Below are 23,932 nucleotides of genomic sequence, written 5' to 3' on the forward strand. Positions count from 1 at the left end.
GATGCGCGCTCTACTTGTGCTGTTCAGCCTGATGCTGTCGATGTCCTTGTCGGCCGCCGAAAAACTGCCGGTGGTCACCAGCTTCAGCATCCTTGCCGACATGGTTCATCAGGTCGGCGGCGAGCACGTGCAGATTACCAACATGGTCGGCGCGGACGCCGATGCGCACACCTACGAGCCGACACCGGACGATGCCAAGGCGCTGCTCAAAGCCAAAGTGATCATCAAGAACGGCCTCGGTTTCGAGCCTTGGCTGGATCGCCTGGTGACCAGCACCGACAGCAAGGCAACGGTGATCAGTGCCAGTCGCGGGGTGATTCCACGTTCGCTCGATGAAGACGGCGAGACCGTTGCGGATCCACACGCCTGGCACAATCTGGCGAACGCTGAGTTGTACGTCGCCAACATCACCAAGGCGCTGATCGCCGCCGACCCGGCCAACAAGGCTGACTACGAGCGCAACAGCCAGACCTACCTCAAGCAGATCTATGCCCTGCTCGCCGAAGCCAAAAACAAACTCGGCGCGCTGCCGCCGGGTAATCGCAAAATCGTCACCAGCCACGATGCCTTTGGCTATCTGGGACAGGCCTATGGCATCGACTTTATCGCGCCACAGGGTTTGTCCACCGAACGCGAACCCTCCGCCGCCGAAGTCGCTGCGCTGATCACGCAGATTCGCCAGGCGAAGGTCAAAGCGGTGTTCATGGAAAACATCAAGGACGCGCGCCTGCTCAAGCAGATCGCGGACGAAAGCGGCGCGCACATTGGCGGCACACTGTACTCGGATGCATTGGCGGCGAGTGGACCGGCGAGCACCTTTACCGGGCTGTTCGAATACAACCTCAATACGCTGTACAAGGCGTTGAGTCAGCCATGACTTGAGGTGTACTTCCGATCTATTCGCGAGCACGCTCGCTCCCACAGTTGGAATGGGTTCCAGCTGTGGGAGTCGGAGGTTTTAAGCGCGGGGTTTTACCGTACCGCAATCCTGGCCGAGCCACACTGCCCGGGTTTCCAGACTGCCCTTCTGGTTGATGCCGATGGCGTTGAAGGTGCCATTGGCAACGGTGGTGAATTCGCGGTCACTGAGGAATGTCGCCACACCGGTGCCTTGGGCTTTCGGGCAGCTGAAGCGGAATTTCCACTGGTTGCCGGTGCGCTCGGTGATCTGCTGTTTGCAGCCCGATTGCGGATCGGCCAGCGGGATATCGTTGGTTGCCACCTGCTGCGGCGTCAGGCAGGCACGGATCCCCTTGCCGCCAATATTGATGCCGTTTTTCTCGAGCGCAGCGCGCTGCTGCGGGGTGATCTGGCCTTGAATCTGGCCAAGGATCGATTGCACGTCCATGGCCTGATCATCGACCTTCAGATTGCTCGAAGACATTTCCCACAACCCCGGCTGCAGCATTTGTGCCTGCGCAACCACCGGTAATGCCAAACCCAGGCCCAGCGCCAAACCCAGCAGACGAACGTTCATCGAGTAACTCCTGATCAGTTGTGGCCGTTAGACGCCGGCCGATTGTGTCGGTTCATGCGCCGATTAAATAGAGACAATCGCCGCAGAACATGGTCTGTTAAGCATTGCATCTCGCGGAGCAAGGCTGCCCCATGGATTTTTTCGGACCGCACATTTTCGGTTACCTGATCGCCCTGTTGCACACACTCGGTTCGATCGCTGCGATCCATGCGGTGCTCACCGTGCGCACAGCGCAAGGCTCGATCGCCTGGGCATTGTCGTTGATCTTCATTCCCTACTTCACGCTTATTCCATATCTGGTATTTGGTCGCAGCACCTTCGATGGCTACATCAAGGCCCGGCGCCAGGCCAACGAGCAGATGCGCCTGGCCATTTCCGAACTGAACTGGCGTCCGTGGGTGGAGGAAGCCCTGGCCGCTCGCGCTTCGAGTGCCTACGCCTCACTGCGCGCGATGCCGAAACTGGGGCGCATGCCGTGCCTGGCGAACAACGAGGTGCAACTGCTGGTGAACGGCACTGCAACCTTCGATGCGATATTTCAGGCGATCGAACAAGCCAGGCAAGCAGTGCTGGTCCAGTTCTTCATCATTCACGACGACCGGCTCGGCCAGCGCTTGCGTGATTTGCTGTTGCAGAAAGCCGCCGAAGGCGTGTCGATTCATTTGCTCTATGACCGCATTGGCAGCCATGCCCTGCCCCATCATTACGTGCAGGCGCTGCGTGACGCCGGCGTCGAGGTCAAAGCCTTTGCCACGCGCAGCGGCTGGCTCAACCGCTTTCAGGTCAACTTTCGCAACCACCGCAAAATCGTTGTAGTCGATGGCGTAGTCGGCTTTGTCGGCGGGCATAACGTCGGCGATGAATACATGGGTGAGAAGCCACCATTGGCGCCGTGGCGTGACACCCACGTCAAAGTCCGCGGGCCGGTGGTGGCCTGCATGCAGGAATCGTTCGCGGAAGACTGGTTCTGGGCTACTCGCACTCTGCCGCCGTTGATCCTTCCGGATACGTACCCGGAGGATGGCGTGCTTTGCCAATTGCTCGCCAGCGGCCCGGCGGACGCCTACGAAACCTGCTCGCTGTTTTTCGTCGAAGCCATTCACGCAGCAACGCAACGCGTATGGATCACCAGCCCTTACTTTGTCCCGGACGAAGCGGTGTTCGCGGCATTGAGGCTGGCGGTTTTGCGTGGTGTCGATGTGCGCCTGCTGTTGCCGTCACGGCCTGATCACCGCATTGTCTACGCCGCCTCAAGCCTGTATGCCTTTGAAGCGGTACGGGCCGGCGTTAGGGTGTTCCGTTATCGACCGGGTTTTCTGCACCAGAAAGTGGTGTTGATCGACAGCGAAATCAGCGCCATCGGCAGCGCCAACCTGGACAATCGCTCGTTCCGCCTGAATTTCGAAGTGATGTTGCTGACCGTCGACAGTGAGTTCGCCGCCGCCGTGGAACACATGCTCAATGACGATTTCGCCCAGGCCGATGAGGTGGCCAAAGAAGAAAGCCGGGAGATCCACCGCCTGCAACAGGTCGGCATGCGGATCGCCCGGCTGATTTCGCCGATTCTCTGAGCGCCCCGCTTCAGGGGTGGTAGATGTCGTCGCGGGTCCAAGGCAGCTCGTGGCTGCCATCCGGATGCGCTTTCACAGCGAGGATCTGATGCAGATTGATCCAGCCCCGCGCGAAGGCATAAGCGCAACCGGCCAGATACAGACGCCAGATACGCAGTGCTTGCTCAGGCACCAGTTTCGCCGCAGCTTCGAGGTTGTCCTCCAGTCGCTCGCTCCAGTGATCGAGCGTGCGCGCGTAATGCAGGCGCAGGCTTTCGACATCGACAATTTCCAGTCCCGCTTCACTGATTTCGGCAGAGATCATCGCCAGATGCGGTAACTCGCCGTTGGGAAACACGTATTTTTCGATGAAGTTGCCTGCGCCGCGTCCAACCGGGCGGCCGTCGGTGTGCTTGGCGGTAATGCCGTGGTTCATTACCAGGCCGCCCTCCTTCACCGCACCAAACAGGGTTTTGCAGTATTCGGCGAGATTGGCGTGTCCGACGTGTTCGAACATGCCGACGCTGACAACCTTGTCGAAGCGGACGTCCTGGGGCAAATCGCGATAGTCGAGCAATTGCAGTTCGACCTGATCGTCCAGCCCTTCGGCTTTGACTCGCTCCTGCGCCAGGGCCAATTGTTCCTTGCTCAAGGTAATACCAAACACTTTGACGCCAAACTCTCGCGCCGCATATCGCGCCAGACCACCCCAACCACAACCGACATCCAGCAGATATTCGCCCGGCTGCAAGCGTAGCTTGCGGCACAGATGGCGGAATTTGGCTTGCTGAGCCTGTTCGAGGGTTTCGCTGCCGGTTTCGAAATAGGCACAGGAATACGCCATGTCGCTGTCCAGCCAGAGCTGGTAGAACGCATTCGACAGGTCGTAGTGGTAGGAGATGGCTTTGGCGTCGGTGTCCTTGTCGTGTTGCGCGCGCACCGGCTGACTGTCTTCGTCTTCGTCGAGCAGCGCATTGCTCAACTCATCGCAAACCCGGATGACCTCGCTGATCGAGCCCTCCAGTTCCAGTTTGCCTTCGACGAACGCCGCACCCAGCGCATCCAGGCTGGGGTGGGTGAATTGAGTGACCATCTGCGGGTCCTTGACCACGATGGTTACGCTGGGCGTCGGCCCCAGATTGAACTCGTGGCCGTCCCAGAGTCGCAGGCGAAGCGGTAACTGCAGATTCTGTAAGGCCGGTGGAAGTTGCGCAAGCATGGAAAATCCCCCCTTGTTTCAGACGTCTGATCTGAGGGTAGACCAACCTTGAAAAATAGCAGGCTATCGATTCGATCGGCCTTGTCTATCGTGATCGGCACATCGGCTGAACGCCACAGGCGGCGTGCCTTACGATAGATGACTGCCTGTGCACTCGGCGGTTCGATGAATTTTCTTTCATTTAGCCTGAGGGTCGAGCCGGAGCAATGGCTCCTGAAAGCGCAGCAAACGTCCGGCGTTGCCCAACACCAATAAGGTACTCAGGTTATGCAGCAGCGCCGCGATCATCGCCCCGGCCGCGCCAAGCCAACCGAAAGCCGCGAAGACCACGATCGCCAGGGTCCAGCCCAGACCGATGATCACATTGACCTGCAAAGTACGCCGGCACTGACGACTCAAGCGCACGCAGGTACCGAGGCGGCGCAAATCGCTGCCGATCAACACAATGTCCGCTGAAGCCAGCGCAATATCGGCCCCGCCAGCGCCCATCGCCACGCCGACCACGCCGGCCTTGAGCGCGAGTGAATCGTTGATGCCGTCACCGACCACCATCGGGCGGAAGCCGTGATCGATTTCCTTGAGCACGCGATTGAGTTTGTCCTCCGGTAGCGCTTGCGCCTGCACTTCGTTCAGCCCGACTTCCTGCGCCAGGGTTAGGGCAACGCTCTGACGATCACCGGTCAACAGGAGTTGGCGTCCCAGCCCCAGTTCGCGCAATTCGCTCAAGGCAAAGCGCGCTTCCGGTTTGATGCTGTCTGCTAGCAGCAGCCAGGCGAGGAATTCACCGTTCAAAGCCAGGCCGGCAATCGGGCCATCGTGTTCAGGAACGAGGGGCGTTGTGATGCCCAGTTGCGCGAACAACTCTGGACGACCGAGCGCAGCTTCGCCCTTCTCTGTCGTCGCCACTACGCCCAAGCCTTGGCGCTCATGGATTTTGGTCAGAGGCCAATAGGCTTCCTGATCGGCCATCCCGGCGAGTGCCCGGCTCACCGGATGACTGCTCGCCGCGCCAAGACTGGCGGCCAGCGCCTGCACTTCTTTAGTGTCCACACTGAGGCTGTCGATCGACTGCAAACGCAACGTGCCGTAAGTCAGCGTGCCGGTCTTGTCGACCACCAGCGAGGTCAGATCGGCAAGTTCTTCGAGGAACGCCGAGCTGCGAATCAGAATCCCGTGGCGCGCGGCGACGGCGACACCGGCAATCGCCGTGGCCGGCGCCGACAGCACCAACGCACACGGACACGCCGCCACCAGCACCGCGAGCATCGCCTGTGCATCATGGGTGACGAACCAGGTCACCGCCGCCAGCAACAAGACCAGCACCATGTAACTGCCGGCATAGCGTTCGAGCAATCGCGTGATCGGCGGTTTCGAGCGCTCGGCGTTTTGCATCAGGGCGATGACTTTGCCCAAGGTGGATTCGTCGCCGATGCGGGTGACTTCGACGCGCAGCAATCCATCGAGGTTGATCGCGCCGCCGAACACCAGCATGCCCACGCCCGCTTCCACCGGTACCGATTCACCGGTAATCGACGCCGTATCGAGACTCGCCTGGCCGGACAATACCCGACCGTCCGCCGGCACCCGATCACCGGCCCGCACCTCGACAATATCGCCAGCACTGAGCGTGCGGTTGTCCACTTCGATGATCGAACCGTCCGCTTGCAGCTTGCGCGCATGGCTGCGGGTCAGCCGGCCAAGCGCATTGATCGCTTCCTGAGAACCGATGACGCTCCGCTCTTCCAGCACATGGCCGAAGATCATGATGATCGGCAACAACGCCGCAGTGAGCAGATCACCGGTCGCCCAGGCACCGAGCATGGCCAGCGCAATCAATTGATCGGTAATGCCGTGCAGGCTTGGATAACGCAGGCTGTACCAGGCCGAACGCATTACCGGAACCGCTACGAGCAAAGAAGCGAAACCCAGCAGCAGTTGGCTGACACCGATTTGCTCCGGGAGTATCCAGCGCCAGACCAGCCCCAGACCCAGCAGCCCGAGCGCAAGCATCGCCAGGGTCAATTGGCGCGCGGCGCGACGTTGTTCGGCCGAGGACAACAGACTTGGAGCAGCGGTGGTCGCGGTCATTGACTGGCTCCTTGAATGATCAACCGGGAATCGTCTTTCGGATTGACGGTGGTGACCGACCCGGCCTGACCGAGGATCTTCGGTATGCGCTCGCGATACAGACGCAGGAGCATTTGCGGGTCGGCAGACTTGGCCAGACTCATGACGGTTGCGGTATCGGTTGAGGCTTTTGCAAGACGCTCGCCTGCCTGCGCGTGAGCCACCTGGAGCGTGCGGTCTGCCTGTTCGTTGGCGGACTGGGCAAGTTTCTCGGCATCGGTGCGCGCGTTAGCCACTGCTTTGTCAGCCTGCTGACTGGCCGTCAGAACCGCATTGAAAGCAGTGATCGCTGGCTCCGGCAGACTCGATTGCACATCGACCCGCGACACCTCGATACCGATGCCCTGCCCGCTCGCCTTCAGTTCAGCAAGACGCGCGTTGATGCCTTGCACCAGATCACCGCGCAATCGCTCACGGCGCTCGGCTGCCTGATTGTCGGCGCCGATCAATTCCGGGCGAGCGACCAGAATGGTGTCGAGATCTCGCGCGGCGGTCAGGGCTACGGCGCTGCGCGTCACCAAGCGATCGAGCGCTGGTAGCACATGTTCGCCCTGTAACACGAACGCATAGGGATCGGAGACTTGGTAAAACACTCGCACGTCCAGTTGCACTACGCCGGCGTCACCGGTCAATAAATAACCAGACCCGGCAAGTGCATCGCTCAATGGCGTAGCGAAGGACGCCACCCGGTCAGCCTTCAGCGCCTCGTCACTGCGCAACAGATTTTCCACTCGACGCTCGATCACCCGATCAGCCGCCGGCAACAGAATCACCTGCTCAAAGGGTTGCGGCCACGCCCATAACAGCCCGGCATTCTGAACGCGATCAAGCGCGCCAAAGTGCAGTACTACTGCGCGGTTTTGCGGATCAATCTGCCGGACATTCGAGACCGCCCATGCTAATGCGGCCAAAACAGTGATCGCATACAAGGCGATGAAGGTCAGACGGCCGGCCTGAATCCACGGACTGCTGAACGCATGTGTTCCACGTGGAACTTCTTCGCTCATGGCTGCGATCCGACTTTTTTGTCGAGAGTCGGTGGGCCGTCGACCAACACACGGAACGGCGCAGCATCGGTGCGCAGAATCAGTTTGGTTTCCGGTGTGACAATGGTGCCGAGGGTATCGAGCGAGCGCAGCAGGTTGTAAAGCTGCGGCGAGCTGGCGTAGGCGCGACCATAAATCTGCGCAGCCTCGACTCGCGATTGCGCTTCAATGTCAGCGGCTTTCACCGTTGCATCAGCCTGGACGATTCGCGCATCGCGCTCGGCGGCGGAGCGAATTTGCGCCGCTTCGCGTTTGCCGATCGCTGTACGTTCCGTAGCAATGGTTTCACGCTCGGCGCGCATGCGATCGACGGTTGCGCTGAGCGTGACCGAGGGCAGAGTCAGCCGCTCGATACCGACCTGCACCACGCGCACGCCATAAGTGGCGAGCAACTGTTGGTCGATCTGCTGACGCAACTGCGCTTCAAAATCGCCGATGCGTACTTGTTTGGCATCAGTGTTGACCAGATTGGCCAGATCGAAACTGCTGGCCGTGGTCTCCAGTGCCGAGCCGACAAAGGTGCGAATCTGCCGCGCCGCTTCATCCGGCTGATTCTGCACGGCACGCATGAAACGCTGCACATGTTCAGGATCACCCTGCACCTGCCACGCCACGTAGGCCTGAACGATGATGCGCAAACCGTCCTTGGTGCCGACGTCCTGCAAACCACTTGAGGTGGTACGTAGACGCAAGTCCACTGGAATCGCCGCTTCGAACGGCGCAGGCCAGCGCCAGCTCAAACCGGGATCAAGCAATACCCGCGACGGATTTCCGAAACGCGTGATGACCGTGGCTTCGCCGGAGCGCACCTGCACCAGACTCGCGGCGGCAATGGCAAACGCCACCAGCAACGCAGCCCAGGCCACACGCCGCCATGGAATTGGTCCGGCTTCTGGCACCTCGCCGTGATGATGATGGTGATGCCCGCCGTGGCCGTGGTCGTGGCCGCTGTGGTCGTGAACGTCATGAACAGGCGACTGGCTCAATGGGTGGCTCCTGGTTGAGCGGTGGTGCGGGGGGACGACGGATCAGTCGGCAGTGCGAAAGTACGCAGATCGATGGTTGGCGCATTTGCGCTCCCGCCAAGTCGATGGTCGAGCACCAGCAACCTGCCTTTACTCAAGCCCTGACTGAGCTGGCTGAGGTATTGCTCCAGCACGAACGCCTGGCCAGCACTGGCGAAAGCTTTCTGTTCAGCGCTGAATTTCAGGTCGGCGGTCTGCGCGGCGGCATTGATCTCCCGCGCATTGGCCGTTGCCTGATCCCGCGCCGTGCTCGCCTGCAACTGCGCCTCGTTAGTGGCCTGCGCAGCCGCCCCGCGTTCGCGAGCGATCAACGCCTGCGCGCCGATCTGCGCCGCTTGCACACTGTGATAGGCATTCGCCGCGCCGGCCGGCGGATGAATCGCTTCGACAACTGTGGCAAGGATCTCTACACCACTGTTCAATCTGTTCAGATCGCTTTGCACCGAGCGACCGATTTCCTCGGCCAGCCCTGCCCTGTCGTCGCCGAGCAGACCGTCGAGGGTGCGCGAGGCAAAATCGTGAACCAGGATGCGGCTGGCGGTGCTGCGAATCAGCGTCGGTACATCGGCGCTGTTATAAGTCGCGGCGAGTGCCGCCTCGTCGTTCAAACCGATGCGATAAACGAAGCGCACGTCCATGTTGACGATTTGCAGGCCCTGTTGCGCGCCGCGGCTGCTGGCGATGACCTGGGATTTGTCATTGACGTGGCTGGCGTCCCACAAACGGTTGGCGGTCAGCGGCGCCGGGCCTTCAGCGGAGTCGGACTGCACGGCGACTGGCTTGTCGCCGACACTGGTTGCCAGTTCATGGACCACGCCGTTTTCAACGGAGATCACACGCCCCAATGGCCAAGGCAACCCGCTATGCAAACCCGGGCCGAAAACCTGTACCGGTTTACCGAAGCGCTCATAGATGCCGCGACCTTGCAGGGGAATTTCATGTACGCCGGTCAGCAGCCAACCGCAAAGGGCGACCACTGCCAACACCGGCAACAACGCCCGGCGAATGTAACTGAAGGCCCAGATCTGGCGCAAATCGATGCCGAAACGGTTGTGCATTTCATGCTGTAACGCCAGCCACGGCTGCGGCGGCCAACGCAGCATATCGGCGATAAAACTGCGCGCCAGCAGGGTCGGTTCGAGTTGTTCGCGGCGCGGGCTGAAAACAGACAGCACCGCGCGCAACAACAGTTCGACGGTAACCAACATTGGCAGGACTGCGCTGAGCACCGCCACGCGTACCGGCCAGACTGCGCTTTCGCTGGCAAACAACAGACACAGCGCACCGATCAACAGGGTGATGATCACCGCCCGGGTCAGTTGTGCCAGCGCAGCCGCTTCCGGCCATTGCGCCGGCGGTACCTGCGCCAGTTGCCGCTCCAGCACCAGCAGGGCAAACGCCAGCAACAACGCCAATGCCGCACCGATGCTCGCCGACAGCCCCAAGGCCGCCGCAGGCAACGTGAGATTCCACACCTGCTCAATACCAAGCAGAACCAGCAACGCCCAACCGCCGAGCCACAACGTCGGCGCGCCGATTTGTCCAAGCACATGGCGGCTCTGCTGACTCAAGCGCTCCAGAAGCCTTTCGTACCAGCCCTCGGCTGCGCCGCCCTCTTCCACGACGGTCGATTGCGAGGCGGGCGGATGCATCACCCGCGCGCGCCATTGCGTCACCCACCACGCCGATTGCAACCCGGCGACCAGTACCAGCAACGCCGCGCTCTGATTGACCAATAACGATAACCACAGGGACTGCGGCGCAAACAGGCCGACGAAAAACGCCAGCACCCAGCCCGACGCGGCCACTGCGCCGAGTCCATACGCCAACCGACGCAATTTGCGTGACTGCGCGGCTGCCTGCTGAAAGCGCGGCAGCCCGGTGACTGGCGTGGCTTCCAACTCAAGATCGACTTGCATAACACCCCGAAAATGTAGGCTCAGCGTTCATAGCGTTACGATATAACGGACACTGTGAAATATTCGTACACAATTGCATCTATTCAAAGATGCCGCAGCTGTCGCTTGCCTGAAGCCTTGACCGAAATGTTCGACGAAGCTCATATTACGCACATAATCTTTATCGCAACTAATCTTGGCTATCCCCATCGAGCAATCTGGAGCAAGCGCATGAGCAACTATGACGTGGTAATTCTGGGCGGTGGCCCCGGCGGTTATAACGCAGCGATCCGCGCCGGTCAGCTCGGGCTCAAGGCCGCTTGCGTCGAAGGACGTGCAACCCTCGGCGGCACCTGTCTGAACGTCGGCTGCATGCCGTCCAAAGCCTTGCTGCACGCGTCGGAGCTGTACGCCGCTGCGGTGGGGACAGAGTTCGCCAATCTCGGCATCGAGGTCAAACCGACGCTGAACCTCGCGCAGATGATGAAGCAGAAGGACGAAAGCGTCGCCGGCCTGACCAAGGGCATCGAATTTCTGTTTCGCAAGAACAAGGTCGACTGGATCAAGGGCTGGGGCCATATCGATGGCCCGGGCAAAGTGACAGTGACCGACGCCCAAGGCAACAAGAGCGAGCTCAGCGCCAAGGACATCATCATTGCCACCGGCTCCGAGCCCACTCCCCTGCCCGGCGTCGAGATCGACAACCAGCGCATCCTCGATTCCACCGGCGCGCTGTCATTGAGTGAGGTACCCAAACATCTGGTGGTCATTGGTGCCGGGGTGATCGGCCTGGAGCTGGGTTCGGTATGGCGCCGACTCGGCGCGCAGGTCACCGTGGTCGAATACCTTGATCGTATCTGCCCCGGCGTCGATGGCGAGGCCGGCAAGACCTTGCAGCGCGCGTTGAGCAAGCAAGGCATCGCCTTCAAACTGAGCTCGAAGGTCACCAGTGCCACCAGCTCCGCCACAGGCGTGCAGCTTAGCGTCGAGCCTGCCGCCGGTGGCACGGCTGAGCTGATCGAAGCCGACTATGTGTTGGTAGCCATCGGGCGCCGCCCGTACACCCAAGGCCTGGGGCTGGAGAACGTCGGCCTGAGTACCGACAAACGCGGCATGCTCGCCAACAAGCAACATCGCACCGAAGCCGCCGGGGTCTGGGTGATCGGCGACGTCACGTCGGGGCCGATGCTCGCGCACAAGGCTGAAGACGAAGCCATGGCCTGCGTCGAGCAGATCCACGGCAAGGCCGGCGAGGTCAATTACGCGCTGATCCCCAACGTCATCTACACCCAGCCGGAGCTGGCCAGCGTCGGTCAGACCGAAGAACAGCTCAAGGCCGAGGGCCGTGCCTACAAGGTCGGCAAGTTTCCCTTCACTGCCAACAGCCGGGCGAAGATCAATCACGAGACAGAAGGCTTCGCCAAAGTCCTCGCCGACGAGCGCACGGACGAAGTCCTCGGCGTGCACCTGGTCGGGCCGAGCGTGAGCGAGATGATCGGCGAGTTCTGTGTGGCGATGGAGTTCAGCGCCTCGGCCGAGGACATTGCCCTTACCTGCCATCCGCACCCGACGCGTTCGGAAGCGTTGCGTCAGGCAGCGATGAATGTCGAGGGGATGGCGACGCAGATGTAGGTTCCAAACCTTGCCGCCGTCTTCGCGAGCAGGCTCGCTCCCACTTTGGAATGCGTTCCCCCGTGGGAGCGAGCCTGCTCGCGAATGGCGCCACCCGGTCTACAGCGGCAGATGGCCTAACGGCAACGCCCCCGGCGCTTTCACCGTGTGAATGGCAAAGTTGCTGCGAATATCGCTCACCCCCGGCAGTTTCAGCAGGTGCGCGCTGACAAAGCGGTCATAAGCGCGCAAGTCAGGCACCACTACCTGCAACAAAAAGTCCGATTCGCCGGACACCAGAAACGCCGAGACCACCTCGGGCAGTGCAGTGACGGCGGCATAAAAAGCCTCGGCGCGTTCTTCGTTGTGCCGCTCGACCTTGACCCCGACAAACACCGTCAGCCCCAGCCCGACTTCATCGCGATCCAGATTGGCCTGGTAGCCTCGAATCACCCCCGCCTCTTCCAGCATGCGCACCCGGCGCAGGCACGGTGAAGCCGACAGTCCGATTTCTTCCGCCAGCTCGACATTGCTCAGGCGCCCGTTGCGCTGCAGCGCGGCGAGAATCTTGCGGTCATAAGCGTCGAGTTTCATCTTTGGCAGATCCCGATAGTCTGACGGTTGAAATCCAGCAGGTTATGCCAAAGCTGTGAACAATTGAAGCCGACTACGCAAGCACCTGCCCTGCCGTCTCGCTCTAGACTGGCGCGAGAAAATCGACATCGAAAACGGGGTGTGATGTGGCAAGTCTGTGGCTGTTTATTCTGACGCTGGCTGTGGTTCTGCTACTGCCGGGACCGGACATGATCCTGCTATTGCAAACCGGTGCTCGGCAAGGTCGCGGTGCGGCGCTGGCCACCGCACTGGGCCTGGCCATCGCCCGCGCCTGTCACGTTGCCTTGGCGGCACTGGGGCTGGCGGCGCTGTTCAAAACGGCGCCGTGGACGTTTGACGTGGTACGCATCGCTGGCGCGGCCTATCTGTTGTGGATCGGTATCCAGTGTTTGCGCAGCTCGCTGGTACCGCGTCTGCAAAACCAAGAGCAGGCACCTGCTCCCGGCCAGTGGCGCGATGCGATCCGTCGCGGCTTGCTGACCAACCTGCTCAATCCCAAGGCGTTGCTGTTCTGCTCGGTGCTGCTGCCGCAATTCATCGTCAGTCACGGCGCGCCGGTATTGAGCCAGTTTGCCGTGCTTGGCATGGTGCTGGTCGCCGTCGGTCTGCTGTTCGACAGCGTGGTTGCCCTGACCGGCGCGGCACTGGGCCGTTGGCTGCAACACAGTCCAACCGCCCAGCGCATTCAGCAATGGCTGTTCGGCAGCCTGTTGATTGGCTTCGCCGTACGCCTGGGTTTTATTCAACAGGCCTAGCCTTTGCGCACCTTGCGCTGACGACGGGTAATCAGCATTAACGCAGCAACAGCGACCAGCAGCACCGCGCCGATCTGCACCGGCCACTTGTACGGCCGCAGTGTTTCACGCACGGCGTCGGTCACCTGGGTGACGTAGCGCTTGTCGGCATTTTCGAAGTCCGGATACGGGCATTGATTGCCGAAGTCTTGCGCCCACGGCACATAAGGGCCTTCCTTGACGTAGCGCTGATACAGCGCACTCTGGTCCTCAAGGCTGCTGTTCCAGCCGGCGGCATTGCACAACACGGCGGCAAACGCCTGACTGGTGTGCGGCAGGTTATCGGCGGCGCGACTGGCCAGTGCCGTGGCGACGAAACGATAGTGATAACGCTGATCCGGTTGCGCGGCGCTGGCCTGCTGGCGCTGCACTTCCGCCGTGGAAATCAGCGGGCCGACATCCAGCTTCATGCTCTCCAGCGTGTAATTGCCGCCGAAGGTGGCGTAATCAGGCGCCATCTCATAACCGAGGATGTCCATGCCCCACTCCCGGGCTGTCCACGCGGCGTTGTACAACGCACTGGCGCGTTTGCTCGGCCACCACGCCGACTCGGCCTTGAGCCGTTGCTCGCCATAGAGCCGGGCCTTGTGCTGCAGATCGTCACTGGCGAAATAACCGACCGCTTCCTCGTAATGTCCCTCACGCAGCAAGCGCCGACCGAGCAGATTGCGCAGATTGGCGGCCACCGACAGCGGCACATAGTTATCGCGCTCTTGCTGCGTCAATGGCGGCGGCGCCGGCACGTTCTCATCGACGTACCGCTTGAGCTCATCGACCGTCAGCACCCGCTCGGCAACGGTGGCGGCATCGAACCAGTAAAGGCTGTTGCTGCGATACAGCTGCACGAACGCCTGAAGGTATTCGCCGCGTTGCAGCGCCAGGATCGCGCTTTCGCCCTCGACCCGGCATTTTGGCTGTACCGTTTCAAACGCCCAGTCCGGCGTGCGGCGATAACCCCAGTCTTCGTTCTGCGGAAAGGCCTGGGCGGCTTTGGCGTAGGCGGCGGCAGCGGCAGTCGTGTCGCCGTCACGCACTGCCAGTTTTGCCCGCAGCCACCAGGCCAGTCCGCCGTCCCCGGCGTTTACCAGAAAGGCCTTGGCAGACGCGTAGTCGCCCTGTTGATAACTCATCGCCGCCAGTCGATCGGCATTGTCGAGGCTGCCACGGGTGCTGTTTTGCAGGAGTGTGACGAGTTTCTTTTCATTCGGCGGCTGCTCACCGAAAGACCAGCCCTGGCGGCTGACCAGCGACGCCGTGACCAGTTGCTGCACCGCTGGCTGCTGCAGCAGTTTGGCCAGTTGAGATTCCGGCAACTCGGCCAGTTCGTTCATCAGTTGCTTGAGCGAGGTGTAACCGACGGCCGAACCGTGCAGGTTCTGTGCTTCGTACAGTTCGATGGCGCCGCTCCAGTCGCCCGCGCTGCGCAACGCCCGCGCCTCTTCACCGAGGCTGGCAACGCCCAGTTCCAGCGGATCGCTGAAGCCGTCGATGCTCAGTTGCCGGGCTTGGCGAAAGGCATCGCGCGCCTGCTCCAGCGCTTCGATGCGGTCGTGCGCCCCGTTGCTCATGGCGAAGGCGATGCGCCCCAGGGAATACGCCGCCCACGTGCTGCGCAACGGACGCTGGTCTGCCGGCAGGGCCAGCACCTTGTTGAAATACTCACTGGCCAATTGATGATCACCGGTGGCAAAGGCCACCGCGCCGGCGACGTACAAACGTATTTCCGCCGGCAGACTGGCGCCCTGCTCCTCGGCCTGACGCGCATCGCTGAGCCCGCGCAGTCGCTTGACCACGGCGTATTGCTCAGCGCTCAGGCCCACCTGCTCAGCCTGTTCGCGCGCCAGCTCTGACGCGTTGTCTTCGGCATAGTCGTTGGGGTTATGGGTCGCTGCGGTGACGTTTTTCAGCCCGGCAATGGTTTTACCCAGGCGACTGATTTCGAAGCTGAAGCTGCCCTCGGGCAAATCGGCCAAGGTCTGCGCGCGGTTGTCGAGCAGGCGCATCGGGAAGTCCGGGCCGCAGGCCAGCGCCGAACCCAGCGGCAGGCTGAGGCTCAGGCAGAGCAGATGGCGGGGCCAGTTACGGGTCAACATGCGAACCTCCTTGATCAATATGTGCACAACGCGCCCAACCGACAGCGCGCTGCCCGCCCGCCGGCAAGCGGCCGTCACGCAGGCGGGTGAAGGTAAGCAGATTGGCACTTTGTTGCAACGAGTAACCGGCGAGCGCATCAGCGCCTGCACAATCCTGCGCCTTGAGCGTAATTTGCGCGGGCCACGGGCTGTCGAGATTGCCGCGGTTATCGAGCAGGATGTCATAGAGTCCACCCTGCTCTTTGAATGACAAGCGCAACTGACTGTTCAGCCCATCGCCCCGCGCCACGGCGCGCAAAGTAGTCAGGCTCCAGGCGCGACGATCGTTGGTCAGCGGCAAGCGAAACCAGATCAACCCGGCCAGATGCTCAGGCGGATCCTCGCGCAAGGTTTTGGCCAATTGGCTTAGTTGCTGCGGATCGGCGAGCAATTCCCGGCGCTGCCCGCCGCGCTCCAGTTGCACTTCGCTTTCCACTACCGGCGCGCCACCATCATCGCTCAACAGCGCAACGCCGTAGGCCGGCAGCGCCAGATAGAACGGTTTGTCGCTGACATGTGCCCAGGCCTTGGCCCACTTCAACGCCTGCCTGGCGTCGAAAAGACCCAGTCGCGGATCGCTCACGGCGTGGACTTGCAGCACGCTGCTGTCGACGCTCTGCAACAGCGCCGGCAAGTGCGCGCTGTCGAGCCAGGCCGGCAGTGCGGTGATGCTCAAAGGCAACGATGGCGGCAAGGTCGCGCGCAGATCTTTGAGCAATTGGGCATACGCATGCAGCCGTGCTGTACCGGCGTCGTGATCGATCTCGACGCCGCTCAACGTGAGGCCCTGCGCCTGCCAATCGGCGATGACTTGCAGAATCTGCGCGGTGACCTGCTGCTGGTCCAGTGATTGCAGCTGACCATCAAGGCGAATCACTGCAATCAACGGCCGGCCATCGGCTCTCAACAAGGCTGGATCAACCCGCGCCCTGCTCCACCGCTCGCAGGGAAAGGCCTGCAATGCCAGTACGCGCAGCGTCGAGAAATCATCGCGACTGTCACGCAATGCCGGTTCATGCGCCGGTGTCCATTGGCGCTGCCAGACGTAGAGTTGCTGGTCGAGGGCCGGCGCGACGTGTTGCTCGCAACCTGCCAGCAAGACGCCAAGGAACAGACACACAATCAACCGCATACCTTGAAAATCCCTGAAACCACAGGGCTGCAAGGTTACACAAAAACCGTGTAGGAGCTGACGAGTGAAACGAGGCTGCGATCTTTTGATCTAGCTTCAAGACTACAGATCAAAAGATCGCAGCGTGCCGTAGCGCCTACAGGGATGCCGCAGGCTTGCGCGCGATAATCACCTGACTCTTGGCCACCACCGCATCCAGCGCCTGCTTGATCTGCGCGCCGCGCGGGGAATCCAGCACCGCTTGCCAGGTATTGGCCCAGTGCTCGAGCATCGGGTGATCGGGGTTGCTGAGATCGACCTTGGCTTCCCAGAACAACATCATCCACATCGACCAGTAGAAGCCATATTTACTGTGGCTGATGATCTCCAGCCCGGCGTCGCTGACCATGGCCTTGAACTGGTCTTCGCTGATAATGCGTATGTGATTGGGTTTCTGGAAATACTCCGGCGCGGCGATGTCCTTTTGCAGGTCCTCGGAGCTGGGATGCGGCACGCTCAGCAGATACAAAGCGCCCGGCTTGCCGACACGCACCAGTTCGGCAAGAAACTGCGCGGGATCATCAACATGCTCGATCACCTCGGTGGAGACCACACGCGTCGCCGTTGCGTCGGCGATCGGTAGCGGGTTGCAGTCGGTAATGTGGCATTCGATGTCCCGGGCCGGCGTGTCGCTCAGACGCTGGCGGGTGGCCTCGACCTTGGCCCCATCGATATCGGCAAGAATGATCTTCGCTCCGCGCATACCGCAGAAGTGCACGTTGCCGCCATCACCGCAGCCGACATCAAGCAACGTATCGTCGGCACTCACAGGGAATCCCGTGTACAGCTCGTGGGTTGCCTGGTTGTACCAGCCGCTGAGCTTCGCATCGTAAAGGCCGAGCATGTACGGATCGACTTTATCGGCAACCGCAGCGACCGGTTCTGCCGAAGTTTGCGCAGGCGTTGTCGCCGAGAGTTTCTTCAAAAAGCTCAGCATGAGGTGGCTCCGGGTGAGGTAACTGCAGTTCGGGAGGTGTCGAGGCGCTTGACCAGTGCAGCACCGCGATTGCGCATCGGCATTTCGACCACGCGGTAGTTGAGTTCGCTGAGGAGCGCGATCAGGCCAAAGGCAATCAGCATCGTAATGATGGGATGTCCGGCGGGGCTCGGCAGGCCACTGCTCTGCAAGCGAAAGATCAGTTCACGCACCAATAGATACGCCGGAATGTGAATGAGGTAGATACCGTAGGAGCGGCTGCCGATCCATGCCAGCAACCGCTGCAAGCGTCCGGCAGGCATCAGGTAGTCACAGTTGTACGAGGCGATCCAGACCAGCAGCGCACTGAGCACGGCGATCGAACCGATCCGATAATTGGCCAGGGTAAAACGGTCGGTGGCCATGAAGCTCAACAGCGCTCCAATGACCATCAACGCTGAAATGCCAAGCCATGGTCGGCGCAAGAACGAGGGCTGCCAGCGCTGAAAACCCGGCTGCGCACTCCACATCGCCAACAGCACGCCAAGGGCCAGCGCATCGGTGCGTACTACCATCAGCAAAGGCGTGCGCACAGTCAGAATCTGCACCGCCACCAGCGCCAGCAATGCCCAGACCAGGTGTCGGCGAAACAACAGGATCAGCAACGGAAAGAGCAGGTAGAACTGCTCCTCCAGCGCCAGGCTCCAGTAGACGAAACTGCTGCCGTATTCGTATTGGAAAAAGCTGTCGGCGAAGCGGAAATTGGCGTATTGCAGTACCCCGGCCAAGGTCGCCTGAAGATTGGCGGATAGCGTGCCGAACGCACCGGATCGATTGAAAAACACACAGGCCAGCAGGATCACCGCCAGCCATAACCAGGCCGAAGGCAACAGGCGAAAAGCCCGGCGCAGCCAGAAATGGCGCACCTGTTGCCAGCGCTCCTGGCCCGTCGTGCAGCCTTGCAGCACCGGGATCAAGCTGCGGGCGATGACAAAACCGGAGATCGCAAAAAACAGGTCGACGCCCCACCACGTCTGCGCCCATTCGTGGATCCGGGCAAGCGACGGCACCGGGTCAGTGAACAGATTGTCCGGCAAATGGTGGAACAACACCGCGAGCACCGCGACCGCACGCAGGACTTCAACGTCCATGATGCGCTTGGCGTTCATGCTTGGGGGGCTTCCAAGGCAGCCGCACGATGCTCGAACAACTGCGTCAGAAACCCTCGCAAACGCTGTTCAGCCACAGTCTGGCTGCAGAACGCCTGCAAACTTACGACCGCCTGCGCCGACATCTCGGCATAGCGCTGCGGCTGGTTTTTCGCGACGTCGTAACTGGCCCGATAGGCCTCGCACAATGAGCTCCAGTTGGTCACGTAACGCAGGGTTCGGAAGGCTTTGCGCGGGTCGTGGGGCCAGGCTGTCAGCTCGTCGGTGGACTCGATGAGAAAGGCATTTTCCGTGCTCAGGTAATCGATCATCGCCGTGGTACGCGGCGCCACCGCCGGCTTGCCGCAGGACATGAATTCCATCAGCGGCAGACACTGACCTTCGCCGTAGGAGGTGTTGACCACGTACCGCGTGGCCTGCACCAGTTGCTCGTAGTCCGGATCGGCGAGGTAACCGTAGATCAGAACGATGCGGCAACGGTAAGACTGGTTTTTGTACAAATGATGGAGGATATCGCTGAGCGCTTCTTCGGCGTCGTGGTGAGTGAGCTTGAGCACCAGCGTCGCGTCTTCGACATCGCGAAAACTAACGCAAAAAGCGCTGAGCATGTCTTCCCAGTTCTTGCGCCCGTCACCGGGATTGAACACCGAGGTATAAACCACGCCGTCAAGCACCAGCGTCTGCTCGGAGGCCGGCGCGGCGAAGTCGATGCCGTTGCCGCTGCGCAGGTGCGCCGGCCCGAATGCATTCAGATTGAGGGTGCGGCTGTCCGCGACCAGACCTTTGATCGTCAGGCTGTAGGCGGTGGCCAGGGCTTGCTCGGGCATTTTCGCGCCACGGGCAGCAAAGCGGTCCCAGACCGGCGCCGGCACCGCGACGATCGGGTACTCGGCACCCATCGCCTCGTGCACGGCATTGACCGTGTAGCTGGAGTGGGTGATCGCTGCGCCACAGGCATGCAAGACGCTACGCCAGTCATTGCGCGGCTCGCCCGCAAAGGCTTCATTGGGGATCGTGCTGAACTCCCACGCAAACACCGGCAGCGTCGGACAGGCCAGGTGAACGGGAGTGCGATGCGGCGGCGAGAACGACAGAAACACGCAGGGCTCGCCACGGCTCAGACATTCCAGATACAGAGCATCGACTTCTGTCTGCGGATCGGCCACTTCCACGACCCGACCGATGCGTTCGAGCACCGGACGATACTCCTTGAGCACGAAGTAATAGCTGTACTCCGAACGCCCGAGGTTCTGCGCAATGGTGTGCCGGTTGGTTTCCGAATGAATGATGATCAGCATGAGGCGTTATCCGTCACAGGCGCAGCATCGGTGGGGCCTGCTGTCAGCGCAAAGAACTCCGCGAGCCGTTTGCGCACCGGCGCGAAGGCGCAGTATTGCTGCATGCGCGCGACGGCGGCGGCAGACATCCGCTGATACTCCTGCGGCCGGGCCTTGGCCATTCGATAGCTGTTTTCGTAGGCGCTTTTCAGCGAGCCCCAGTCGGGGCGGTGCCGCAGCGTGCGGTAGATGATCCGCGTGTCCTGCGGCCAGATCGTCAGCTCTTCACTGGACCTGACCACGAACGCCACCGAGTCATCGATGTAATCTTCCATCGCCGTGTGATCGGGGGCGATCACCGGTTTACCGCTGGACATGAACTCCATCAAGGGCAGGCACAGCCCTTCGCAGCGTGACGCGTTGACGTAGAAACTGGCCGCCTGATAGAGCCTGGCGTACTGCGCGTCGTCGAGGTAACCGTGCATCACCACGACCCTACAGGCGAACGGCGTGAGTTGCGCCAGCAGGGTCATCAACTCGCTGTAATAGGACGCCAGATCATTCTGGGTGATCTTGAGCACCAGCGTCGCGTCGGGCGTTTCGCGGAAGGCCCAGCAGAATGCGCTGATCAGTCGATGCCAGTTCTTGCGGCCATCCTTGGGATTGAATACCGAGACGTACACCACACCCTCGACTGTGGTTTCGACCACCGATGAGGTGTCCGGCAGATCGAGTGGCGCCGGTTCGATCACGGGCACCGGCGCAGCGCCGCACACCTCAGGCCAACGCTGTTGCAGCCAGCCATGCAAAGCGTCCGGCAGCAGATCGCGAATGCCCTCCCAGTACCAGTTGTGCAGAAATTTCACCCCGCGGCATCGGTTCCGCCTGTTCGCGTCCCAAGTCCAGTGCCCACAGGCGCAGATAATGTCGAGCAATGACCAGTCGGCGTTTGAACGTCAACGGTGGCGGGCGCGCGGCTTCAATTGCTGCGGCCAGTGCAGCCTGCTCTTCAGGGCTGATTGGCGTTGGGATCAGCGCATCGGCTGACAGGCCGAGGGTGCGCGAATCGAAAATACAGCCCTTGATCGCCAGTGCAGTCCTGGGATTGACCGGCATGGGTTGGTGTTGCTGACGAATCGTTGCGAAGCTGTCCCACAACGGCGTCGGCAAAACCAGCACCGGGAACGCTTCGCCCATGGCGCGGCGGATGGCCGTTGCCGTGTGGCTCGACAGAGTGATGACCCGGCCGTGGCGTGCGAGCATGCGTGTCCAGTCCTGACGCGGATCGTCGTCCCACTGTTCATCGGGGATCGAATCGAACTCCCAGGCCACCACGCAAATCGTCGGGCATTCCAGATCAACCGGGGTCTTCTGCGGTGGGGTGAAGGACAGGAACACAGTGTCTTCACCTGCGGCGAGCAATTGCCGGTAAATCACATCGACGTCGGCGACAGATCCGGCCACGTGCACGCGCCCCAGGCTTTCCAGCACCGGGCGATAGGCTTTGAGGACAAAGTAATAGCTGTATTCCGGACGCCCCAGACTGGCACTGATGGAGCTGTCGTTGACGTCCGAGTAGAGAATGAAATTCATGGCATCCCACGATGAAGCGCCATCCCGGCGACTTCATGCTATGACGGCCGCGCGTCGGATCGGGTCGGCAGGGCCGGCACTCGTCCGTCATCATCGGGCACGTCTCTGTTCTTGTTTTAGTGGTCAGTTTCACCCCGCGTCGCGGCGTCCGGAAAACAATCGGCCAACTCGCGACGAAGGCCATTCTAAACACATCCATCGCGAGTCCGGGAACCGCCGGGCGAGAATAAATCGGACTATGCTGACGAGAACTGACCAGTCACGGTTTGCCCGGTTGAAATTGCCGAGCAATTGGCACAGATTGGCAACCAAACAACTACAACAACGGCTTCGCCTGCTGTTTGCGCGGATATTCCCCGCTGTATTTCAGACTTATCCCAAAAGCATCCGGGAAAGCGGCGCGAGTCATGACCAAGGGGTCGCTGTTTGAAAAAACGTCTGTTCGTCACGGGCCTCAGCGGCTTCGTGGGACAACACATTCAGTCTCGTCTGGCGTCGCCGGGCTCGTCGTGGGCGCTGCTGCCTGCCGCATCGGCCTACGACCTTACGAACGCCGACAGCCTCATCGACCTTTGGCCCGAGATGCCGGATGCAGTCATTCATCTGGCCGGACAGACCTTCGTGCCGGAAGCCTTTCGTGACCCGGCCCGCACCCTCGACATCAATCTCTTCGGCACCCTCAATCTGTTGCAGGCGCTCAAGGCTCGCGGCTTTGCCGGGACGTTTTTGTACGTCAGCTCCGGCGACGTTTACGGGCAAGTCGGCGAGCAGCACCTGCCGATCACCGAGCAACAACCACCGCTGCCACGCAATCCGTACGCGGTAAGCAAACTTTCAGCGGAGTTCCTCAGCTTGCAATGGGGCCTGAGTGAAGGCTGGCCAGTGCTGGTCGCACGCCCGTTCAACCACATCGGCACCGGGCAAAAAGACAGCTTCGTGATCGCCAGCGCAGCCCGGCAGATCTGCCGTATCAGACAGGGTCTGCAAGCGCCGCGATTGCAAGTCGGCGATATCGACGTGACACGGGATTTTCTTGATGTCGGCGACGTGATCGCAGCGTATTTCGCATTGCTGGAAAACGGCACACCGGGGCAGGTCTACAACATCTGCTCGGGCCGCGAGCAAAGCATTCGCAGCCTGATCGAGCAATTGGCCGATCTGGCCGAAGTCGACGTTGAACTGGTGCCGGATCCGGCGCGCATGCGTCGCGCCGACCAGCGCCGCGTCTGCGGCAGCCACGCAAAACTGGCCAAAGCCACAGGATGGGCGCCAGCCACCACCACACAACAATCCCTGCGGGCGATCCTGTCCGACTGGGAGATGCGAGTACGACAAGAATGACAAAAAGTGCACTGATTACCGGGATCACGGGCCAGGATGGCGCCTATCTGGCCAAACTGCTGCTGGACAAGGGTTACAAGGTTCACGGCCTCGTTGCTCGACGCAGCAGCGATTCACGCTGGCGCCTGCGCGAGATGGGTGTCGAAGCCGACATTGTCTACCTCGACGGCGACATGGCCGATGCCTGCTCGGTGCAGCGTGCGGTAATCAAATCGGCACCGGACGAAGTCTACAACCTCGCCGCACAGAGTTTTGTCGCCGCCTCCTGGGATCAACCGGTGACCACCGGCATCGTCGATGGATTGGGCGTGACACACCTGCTCGAAGCGATCCGTCAGTTCAGCCCGCACACGCGCTTCTATCAGGCCTCGACCAGCGAAATGTTCGGCCTGATCCAGGCAGAGCAGCAGGACGAAAACACCCCGTTCTATCCACGCAGCCCTTACGGCGTGGCCAAGCTCTATGGCCACTGGATCACCGTCAACTACCGCGAAAGCTTCAACCTGCACGCCAGCAGCGGCATCCTCTTCAACCATGAATCACCGCTGCGCGGCATCGAATTCGTTACCCGCAAAGTCACTGACGCTGCCGCGCGCATCAAGCAGGGCAAACAGCAGGACCTGGCGCTGGGCAACATTGACGCCAAGCGCGATTGGGGTTTTGCCGGCGATTACGTCGAAGCCATGTGGTTGATGCTGCAACAGGACAAACCTGACGATTTTGTGGTCGCCACGGGCGTCACCACCACCGTGCGCGAGATGTGCCGCATTGCCTTCGATCACGTTGGCCTTAACTACCGCGATTACGTGAAGATCGACCCGGCGTTCTTCCGCCCGGCCGAAGTCGAAGTGCTGCTCGGCAACCCGGCCAAGGCCCAGCGTGTGCTGGGCTGGAAACCGAAAACCGACCTGGATACCTTGATCCGCATGATGATGGATGCGGACATGAAACGCGTCGCCAAGGAGTAGGCC

The 23,932-nt window shown here is 61.1% G+C and carries 18 protein-coding genes and 1 pseudogene; 6 read left to right on the plus strand and 13 right to left on the minus strand.

Translation table 11 applies throughout. The features are described from left to right. Position 1 precedes the first annotated feature (1 nt). Positions 2–877 carry a metal ABC transporter substrate-binding protein gene (locus tag ACZ9BE_RS24350; RefSeq protein WP_122748241.1) on the plus strand — a complete coding sequence of 292 codons (876 nt, stop codon included), beginning with the start codon at positions 2–4 and terminating at the stop codon, positions 875–877. An 81-nt stretch (positions 878–958) separates the two neighbouring features. On the opposite strand, the gene ACZ9BE_RS24355 is transcribed toward ACZ9BE_RS24350, so the two are convergent. Beyond that, on the minus strand, positions 959–1,477 hold the full coding sequence (locus ACZ9BE_RS24355; protein ID WP_016772436.1) for a DUF3617 domain-containing protein: 519 nt from the start codon (positions 1,475–1,477) through the stop codon (positions 959–961). A 131-nt stretch (positions 1,478–1,608) separates the two neighbouring features. Between ACZ9BE_RS24355 and cls the strand changes: the two genes are divergently transcribed. Further along, positions 1,609–3,048 carry a cardiolipin synthase gene (gene cls / locus ACZ9BE_RS24360; RefSeq protein WP_476250023.1) on the plus strand — a complete coding sequence of 480 codons (1,440 nt, stop codon included), beginning with the start codon at positions 1,609–1,611 and terminating at the stop codon, positions 3,046–3,048. A 10-nt stretch (positions 3,049–3,058) separates the two neighbouring features. Here cls and cfaB read toward each other — a convergent pair whose 3' ends face one another. From cfaB to hflK (ACZ9BE_RS24385), 5 genes are all read right to left on the minus strand, one after another. Beyond that, positions 3,059–4,246 carry a C17 cyclopropane fatty acid synthase CfaB gene (gene cfaB / locus ACZ9BE_RS24365; protein ID WP_476250024.1) on the minus strand — a complete coding sequence of 396 codons (1,188 nt, stop codon included), beginning with the start codon at positions 4,244–4,246 and terminating at the stop codon, positions 3,059–3,061. Positions 4,247–4,423: 177 nt separating this feature from the next. Continuing rightward, complete coding sequence (locus tag ACZ9BE_RS24370; protein ID WP_375122903.1) at positions 4,424–6,334, minus strand: heavy metal translocating P-type ATPase; 1,911 nt, start codon at positions 6,332–6,334, stop codon at positions 4,424–4,426. Continuing rightward, positions 6,331–7,380 (minus strand): protease modulator HflK, encoded by a 1,050-nt coding sequence (hflK, locus tag ACZ9BE_RS24375; RefSeq protein ID WP_476250025.1) that lies wholly within the window; start codon positions 7,378–7,380, stop codon positions 6,331–6,333. The genes ACZ9BE_RS24370 and hflK (ACZ9BE_RS24375) overlap by 4 nt, the downstream gene beginning before the upstream one ends. Further along, the gene (hflC, locus tag ACZ9BE_RS24380; protein ID WP_252885058.1) at positions 7,377–8,405 is read right to left on the minus strand and encodes a protease modulator HflC; all 1,029 of its coding nucleotides are present in this window, start codon (positions 8,403–8,405) and stop codon (positions 7,377–7,379) included. Before hflC ends, hflK (ACZ9BE_RS24375) begins: the two co-directional genes overlap by 4 nt. Beyond that, entirely contained in the window at positions 8,402–10,363 is a 1,962-nt protein-coding gene (hflK, locus tag ACZ9BE_RS24385; RefSeq protein ID WP_150637238.1) for a protease modulator HflK, read from the minus strand. Before hflK (ACZ9BE_RS24385) ends, hflC begins: the two co-directional genes overlap by 4 nt. A gap of 210 nt (positions 10,364–10,573) precedes the next feature. Between hflK (ACZ9BE_RS24385) and lpdA the strand changes: the two genes are divergently transcribed. Continuing rightward, entirely contained in the window at positions 10,574–11,974 is a 1,401-nt protein-coding gene (lpdA, locus tag ACZ9BE_RS24390) for a dihydrolipoyl dehydrogenase (RefSeq protein WP_016772429.1), read from the plus strand. A 99-nt stretch (positions 11,975–12,073) separates the two neighbouring features. On the opposite strand, the gene ACZ9BE_RS24395 is transcribed toward lpdA, so the two are convergent. Continuing rightward, a complete protein-coding gene (locus ACZ9BE_RS24395) occupies positions 12,074–12,547 on the minus strand; it encodes an Lrp/AsnC family transcriptional regulator (protein WP_024014870.1) in 474 nt (157 codons plus the stop codon). 146 nt (positions 12,548–12,693) lie between these two features. Between ACZ9BE_RS24395 and ACZ9BE_RS24400 the strand changes: the two genes are divergently transcribed. Further along, complete coding sequence (locus ACZ9BE_RS24400) at positions 12,694–13,323, plus strand: LysE family translocator (RefSeq protein WP_476250026.1); 630 nt, start codon at positions 12,694–12,696, stop codon at positions 13,321–13,323. Here ACZ9BE_RS24400 and ACZ9BE_RS24405 read toward each other — a convergent pair. From ACZ9BE_RS24405 to ACZ9BE_RS24430, 6 genes and pseudogenes are all read right to left on the minus strand, one after another. After that, complete coding sequence (locus ACZ9BE_RS24405; RefSeq protein WP_476250027.1) at positions 13,320–15,455, minus strand: hypothetical protein; 2,136 nt, start codon at positions 15,453–15,455, stop codon at positions 13,320–13,322. The two genes, ACZ9BE_RS24400 and ACZ9BE_RS24405, sit on opposite strands and share 4 nt — an antisense overlap. Continuing rightward, positions 15,442–16,626: a DUF3142 domain-containing protein gene (locus ACZ9BE_RS24410; protein ID WP_375122909.1), complete on the minus strand. Its 1,185-nt coding sequence runs from the start codon at positions 16,624–16,626 to the stop codon at positions 15,442–15,444. The genes ACZ9BE_RS24405 and ACZ9BE_RS24410 overlap by 14 nt, the downstream gene beginning before the upstream one ends. Before the next feature lie 136 nt (positions 16,627–16,762). Then, on the minus strand, positions 16,763–17,602 hold the full coding sequence (locus ACZ9BE_RS24415; protein WP_375122910.1) for a class I SAM-dependent methyltransferase: 840 nt from the start codon (positions 17,600–17,602) through the stop codon (positions 16,763–16,765). Beyond that, positions 17,596–18,750, minus strand: a complete 1,155-nt coding sequence (locus ACZ9BE_RS24420) for an acyltransferase family protein (RefSeq protein WP_310218618.1) — start codon at positions 18,748–18,750, stop codon at positions 17,596–17,598. Before ACZ9BE_RS24420 ends, ACZ9BE_RS24415 begins: the two co-directional genes overlap by 7 nt. Next, positions 18,747–20,048 (minus strand): glycosyltransferase, encoded by a 1,302-nt coding sequence (locus tag ACZ9BE_RS24425; protein ID WP_310218616.1) that lies wholly within the window; start codon positions 20,046–20,048, stop codon positions 18,747–18,749. Before ACZ9BE_RS24425 ends, ACZ9BE_RS24420 begins: the two co-directional genes overlap by 4 nt. Beyond that, a pseudogene (locus ACZ9BE_RS24430) lies at positions 20,042–21,620 on the minus strand (glycosyltransferase). The gene ACZ9BE_RS24425 and the pseudogene ACZ9BE_RS24430 overlap by 7 nt, the downstream one beginning before the upstream one ends. Before the next feature lie 426 nt (positions 21,621–22,046). Here ACZ9BE_RS24430 and ACZ9BE_RS24435 point away from each other — a divergent pair. After that, the gene (locus ACZ9BE_RS24435; RefSeq protein WP_375122913.1) at positions 22,047–22,961 is read left to right on the plus strand and encodes a GDP-mannose 4,6-dehydratase; all 915 of its coding nucleotides are present in this window, start codon (positions 22,047–22,049) and stop codon (positions 22,959–22,961) included. Then, positions 22,958–23,929 (plus strand): GDP-mannose 4,6-dehydratase, encoded by a 972-nt coding sequence (gene gmd / locus ACZ9BE_RS24440; RefSeq protein ID WP_056791064.1) that lies wholly within the window; start codon positions 22,958–22,960, stop codon positions 23,927–23,929. Before ACZ9BE_RS24435 ends, gmd begins: the two co-directional genes overlap by 4 nt. The last annotated feature ends 3 nt before the right edge of the window (positions 23,930–23,932 follow it).

This window comes from Pseudomonas sp. TE9122, assembly GCF_056278925.1.

What these genes read in the sequence shown, in the direction of transcription:
- ACZ9BE_RS24395 (WP_024014870.1), bottom strand. Translation starts at nt 12,547, where the DNA reads ATGAAACTCGACGCTTATGACCGCAAGATTCTCGCCGCGCTGCAGCGC.
- ACZ9BE_RS24410 (WP_375122909.1), bottom strand. Translation starts at nt 16,626, where the DNA reads ATGCGGTTGATTGTGTGTCTGTTCCTTGGCGTCTTGCTGGCAGGTTGC.
- ACZ9BE_RS24405 (WP_476250027.1), bottom strand. Translation starts at nt 15,455, where the DNA reads ATGTTGACCCGTAACTGGCCCCGCCATCTGCTCTGCCTGAGCCTCAGC.
- ACZ9BE_RS24355 (WP_016772436.1), bottom strand. Translation starts at nt 1,477, where the DNA reads ATGAACGTTCGTCTGCTGGGTTTGGCGCTGGGCCTGGGTTTGGCATTA.
- hflK (WP_150637238.1), bottom strand. Translation starts at nt 10,363, where the DNA reads ATGCAAGTCGATCTTGAGTTGGAAGCCACGCCAGTCACCGGGCTGCCG.
- ACZ9BE_RS24420 (WP_310218618.1), bottom strand. Translation starts at nt 18,750, where the DNA reads ATGAACGCCAAGCGCATCATGGACGTTGAAGTCCTGCGTGCGGTCGCG.
- ACZ9BE_RS24350 (WP_122748241.1), top strand. Translation starts at nt 2, where the DNA reads ATGCGCGCTCTACTTGTGCTGTTCAGCCTGATGCTGTCGATGTCCTTG.
- hflK (WP_476250025.1), bottom strand. Translation starts at nt 7,380, where the DNA reads ATGAGCGAAGAAGTTCCACGTGGAACACATGCGTTCAGCAGTCCGTGG.
- ACZ9BE_RS24425 (WP_310218616.1), bottom strand. Translation starts at nt 20,048, where the DNA reads ATGCTGATCATCATTCATTCGGAAACCAACCGGCACACCATTGCGCAG.
- ACZ9BE_RS24415 (WP_375122910.1), bottom strand. Translation starts at nt 17,602, where the DNA reads ATGCTGAGCTTTTTGAAGAAACTCTCGGCGACAACGCCTGCGCAAACT.
- cls (WP_476250023.1), top strand. Translation starts at nt 1,609, where the DNA reads ATGGATTTTTTCGGACCGCACATTTTCGGTTACCTGATCGCCCTGTTG.
- lpdA (WP_016772429.1), top strand. Translation starts at nt 10,574, where the DNA reads ATGAGCAACTATGACGTGGTAATTCTGGGCGGTGGCCCCGGCGGTTAT.
- cfaB (WP_476250024.1), bottom strand. Translation starts at nt 4,246, where the DNA reads ATGCTTGCGCAACTTCCACCGGCCTTACAGAATCTGCAGTTACCGCTT.
- gmd (WP_056791064.1), top strand. Translation starts at nt 22,958, where the DNA reads ATGACAAAAAGTGCACTGATTACCGGGATCACGGGCCAGGATGGCGCC.
- ACZ9BE_RS24370 (WP_375122903.1), bottom strand. Translation starts at nt 6,334, where the DNA reads ATGACCGCGACCACCGCTGCTCCAAGTCTGTTGTCCTCGGCCGAACAA.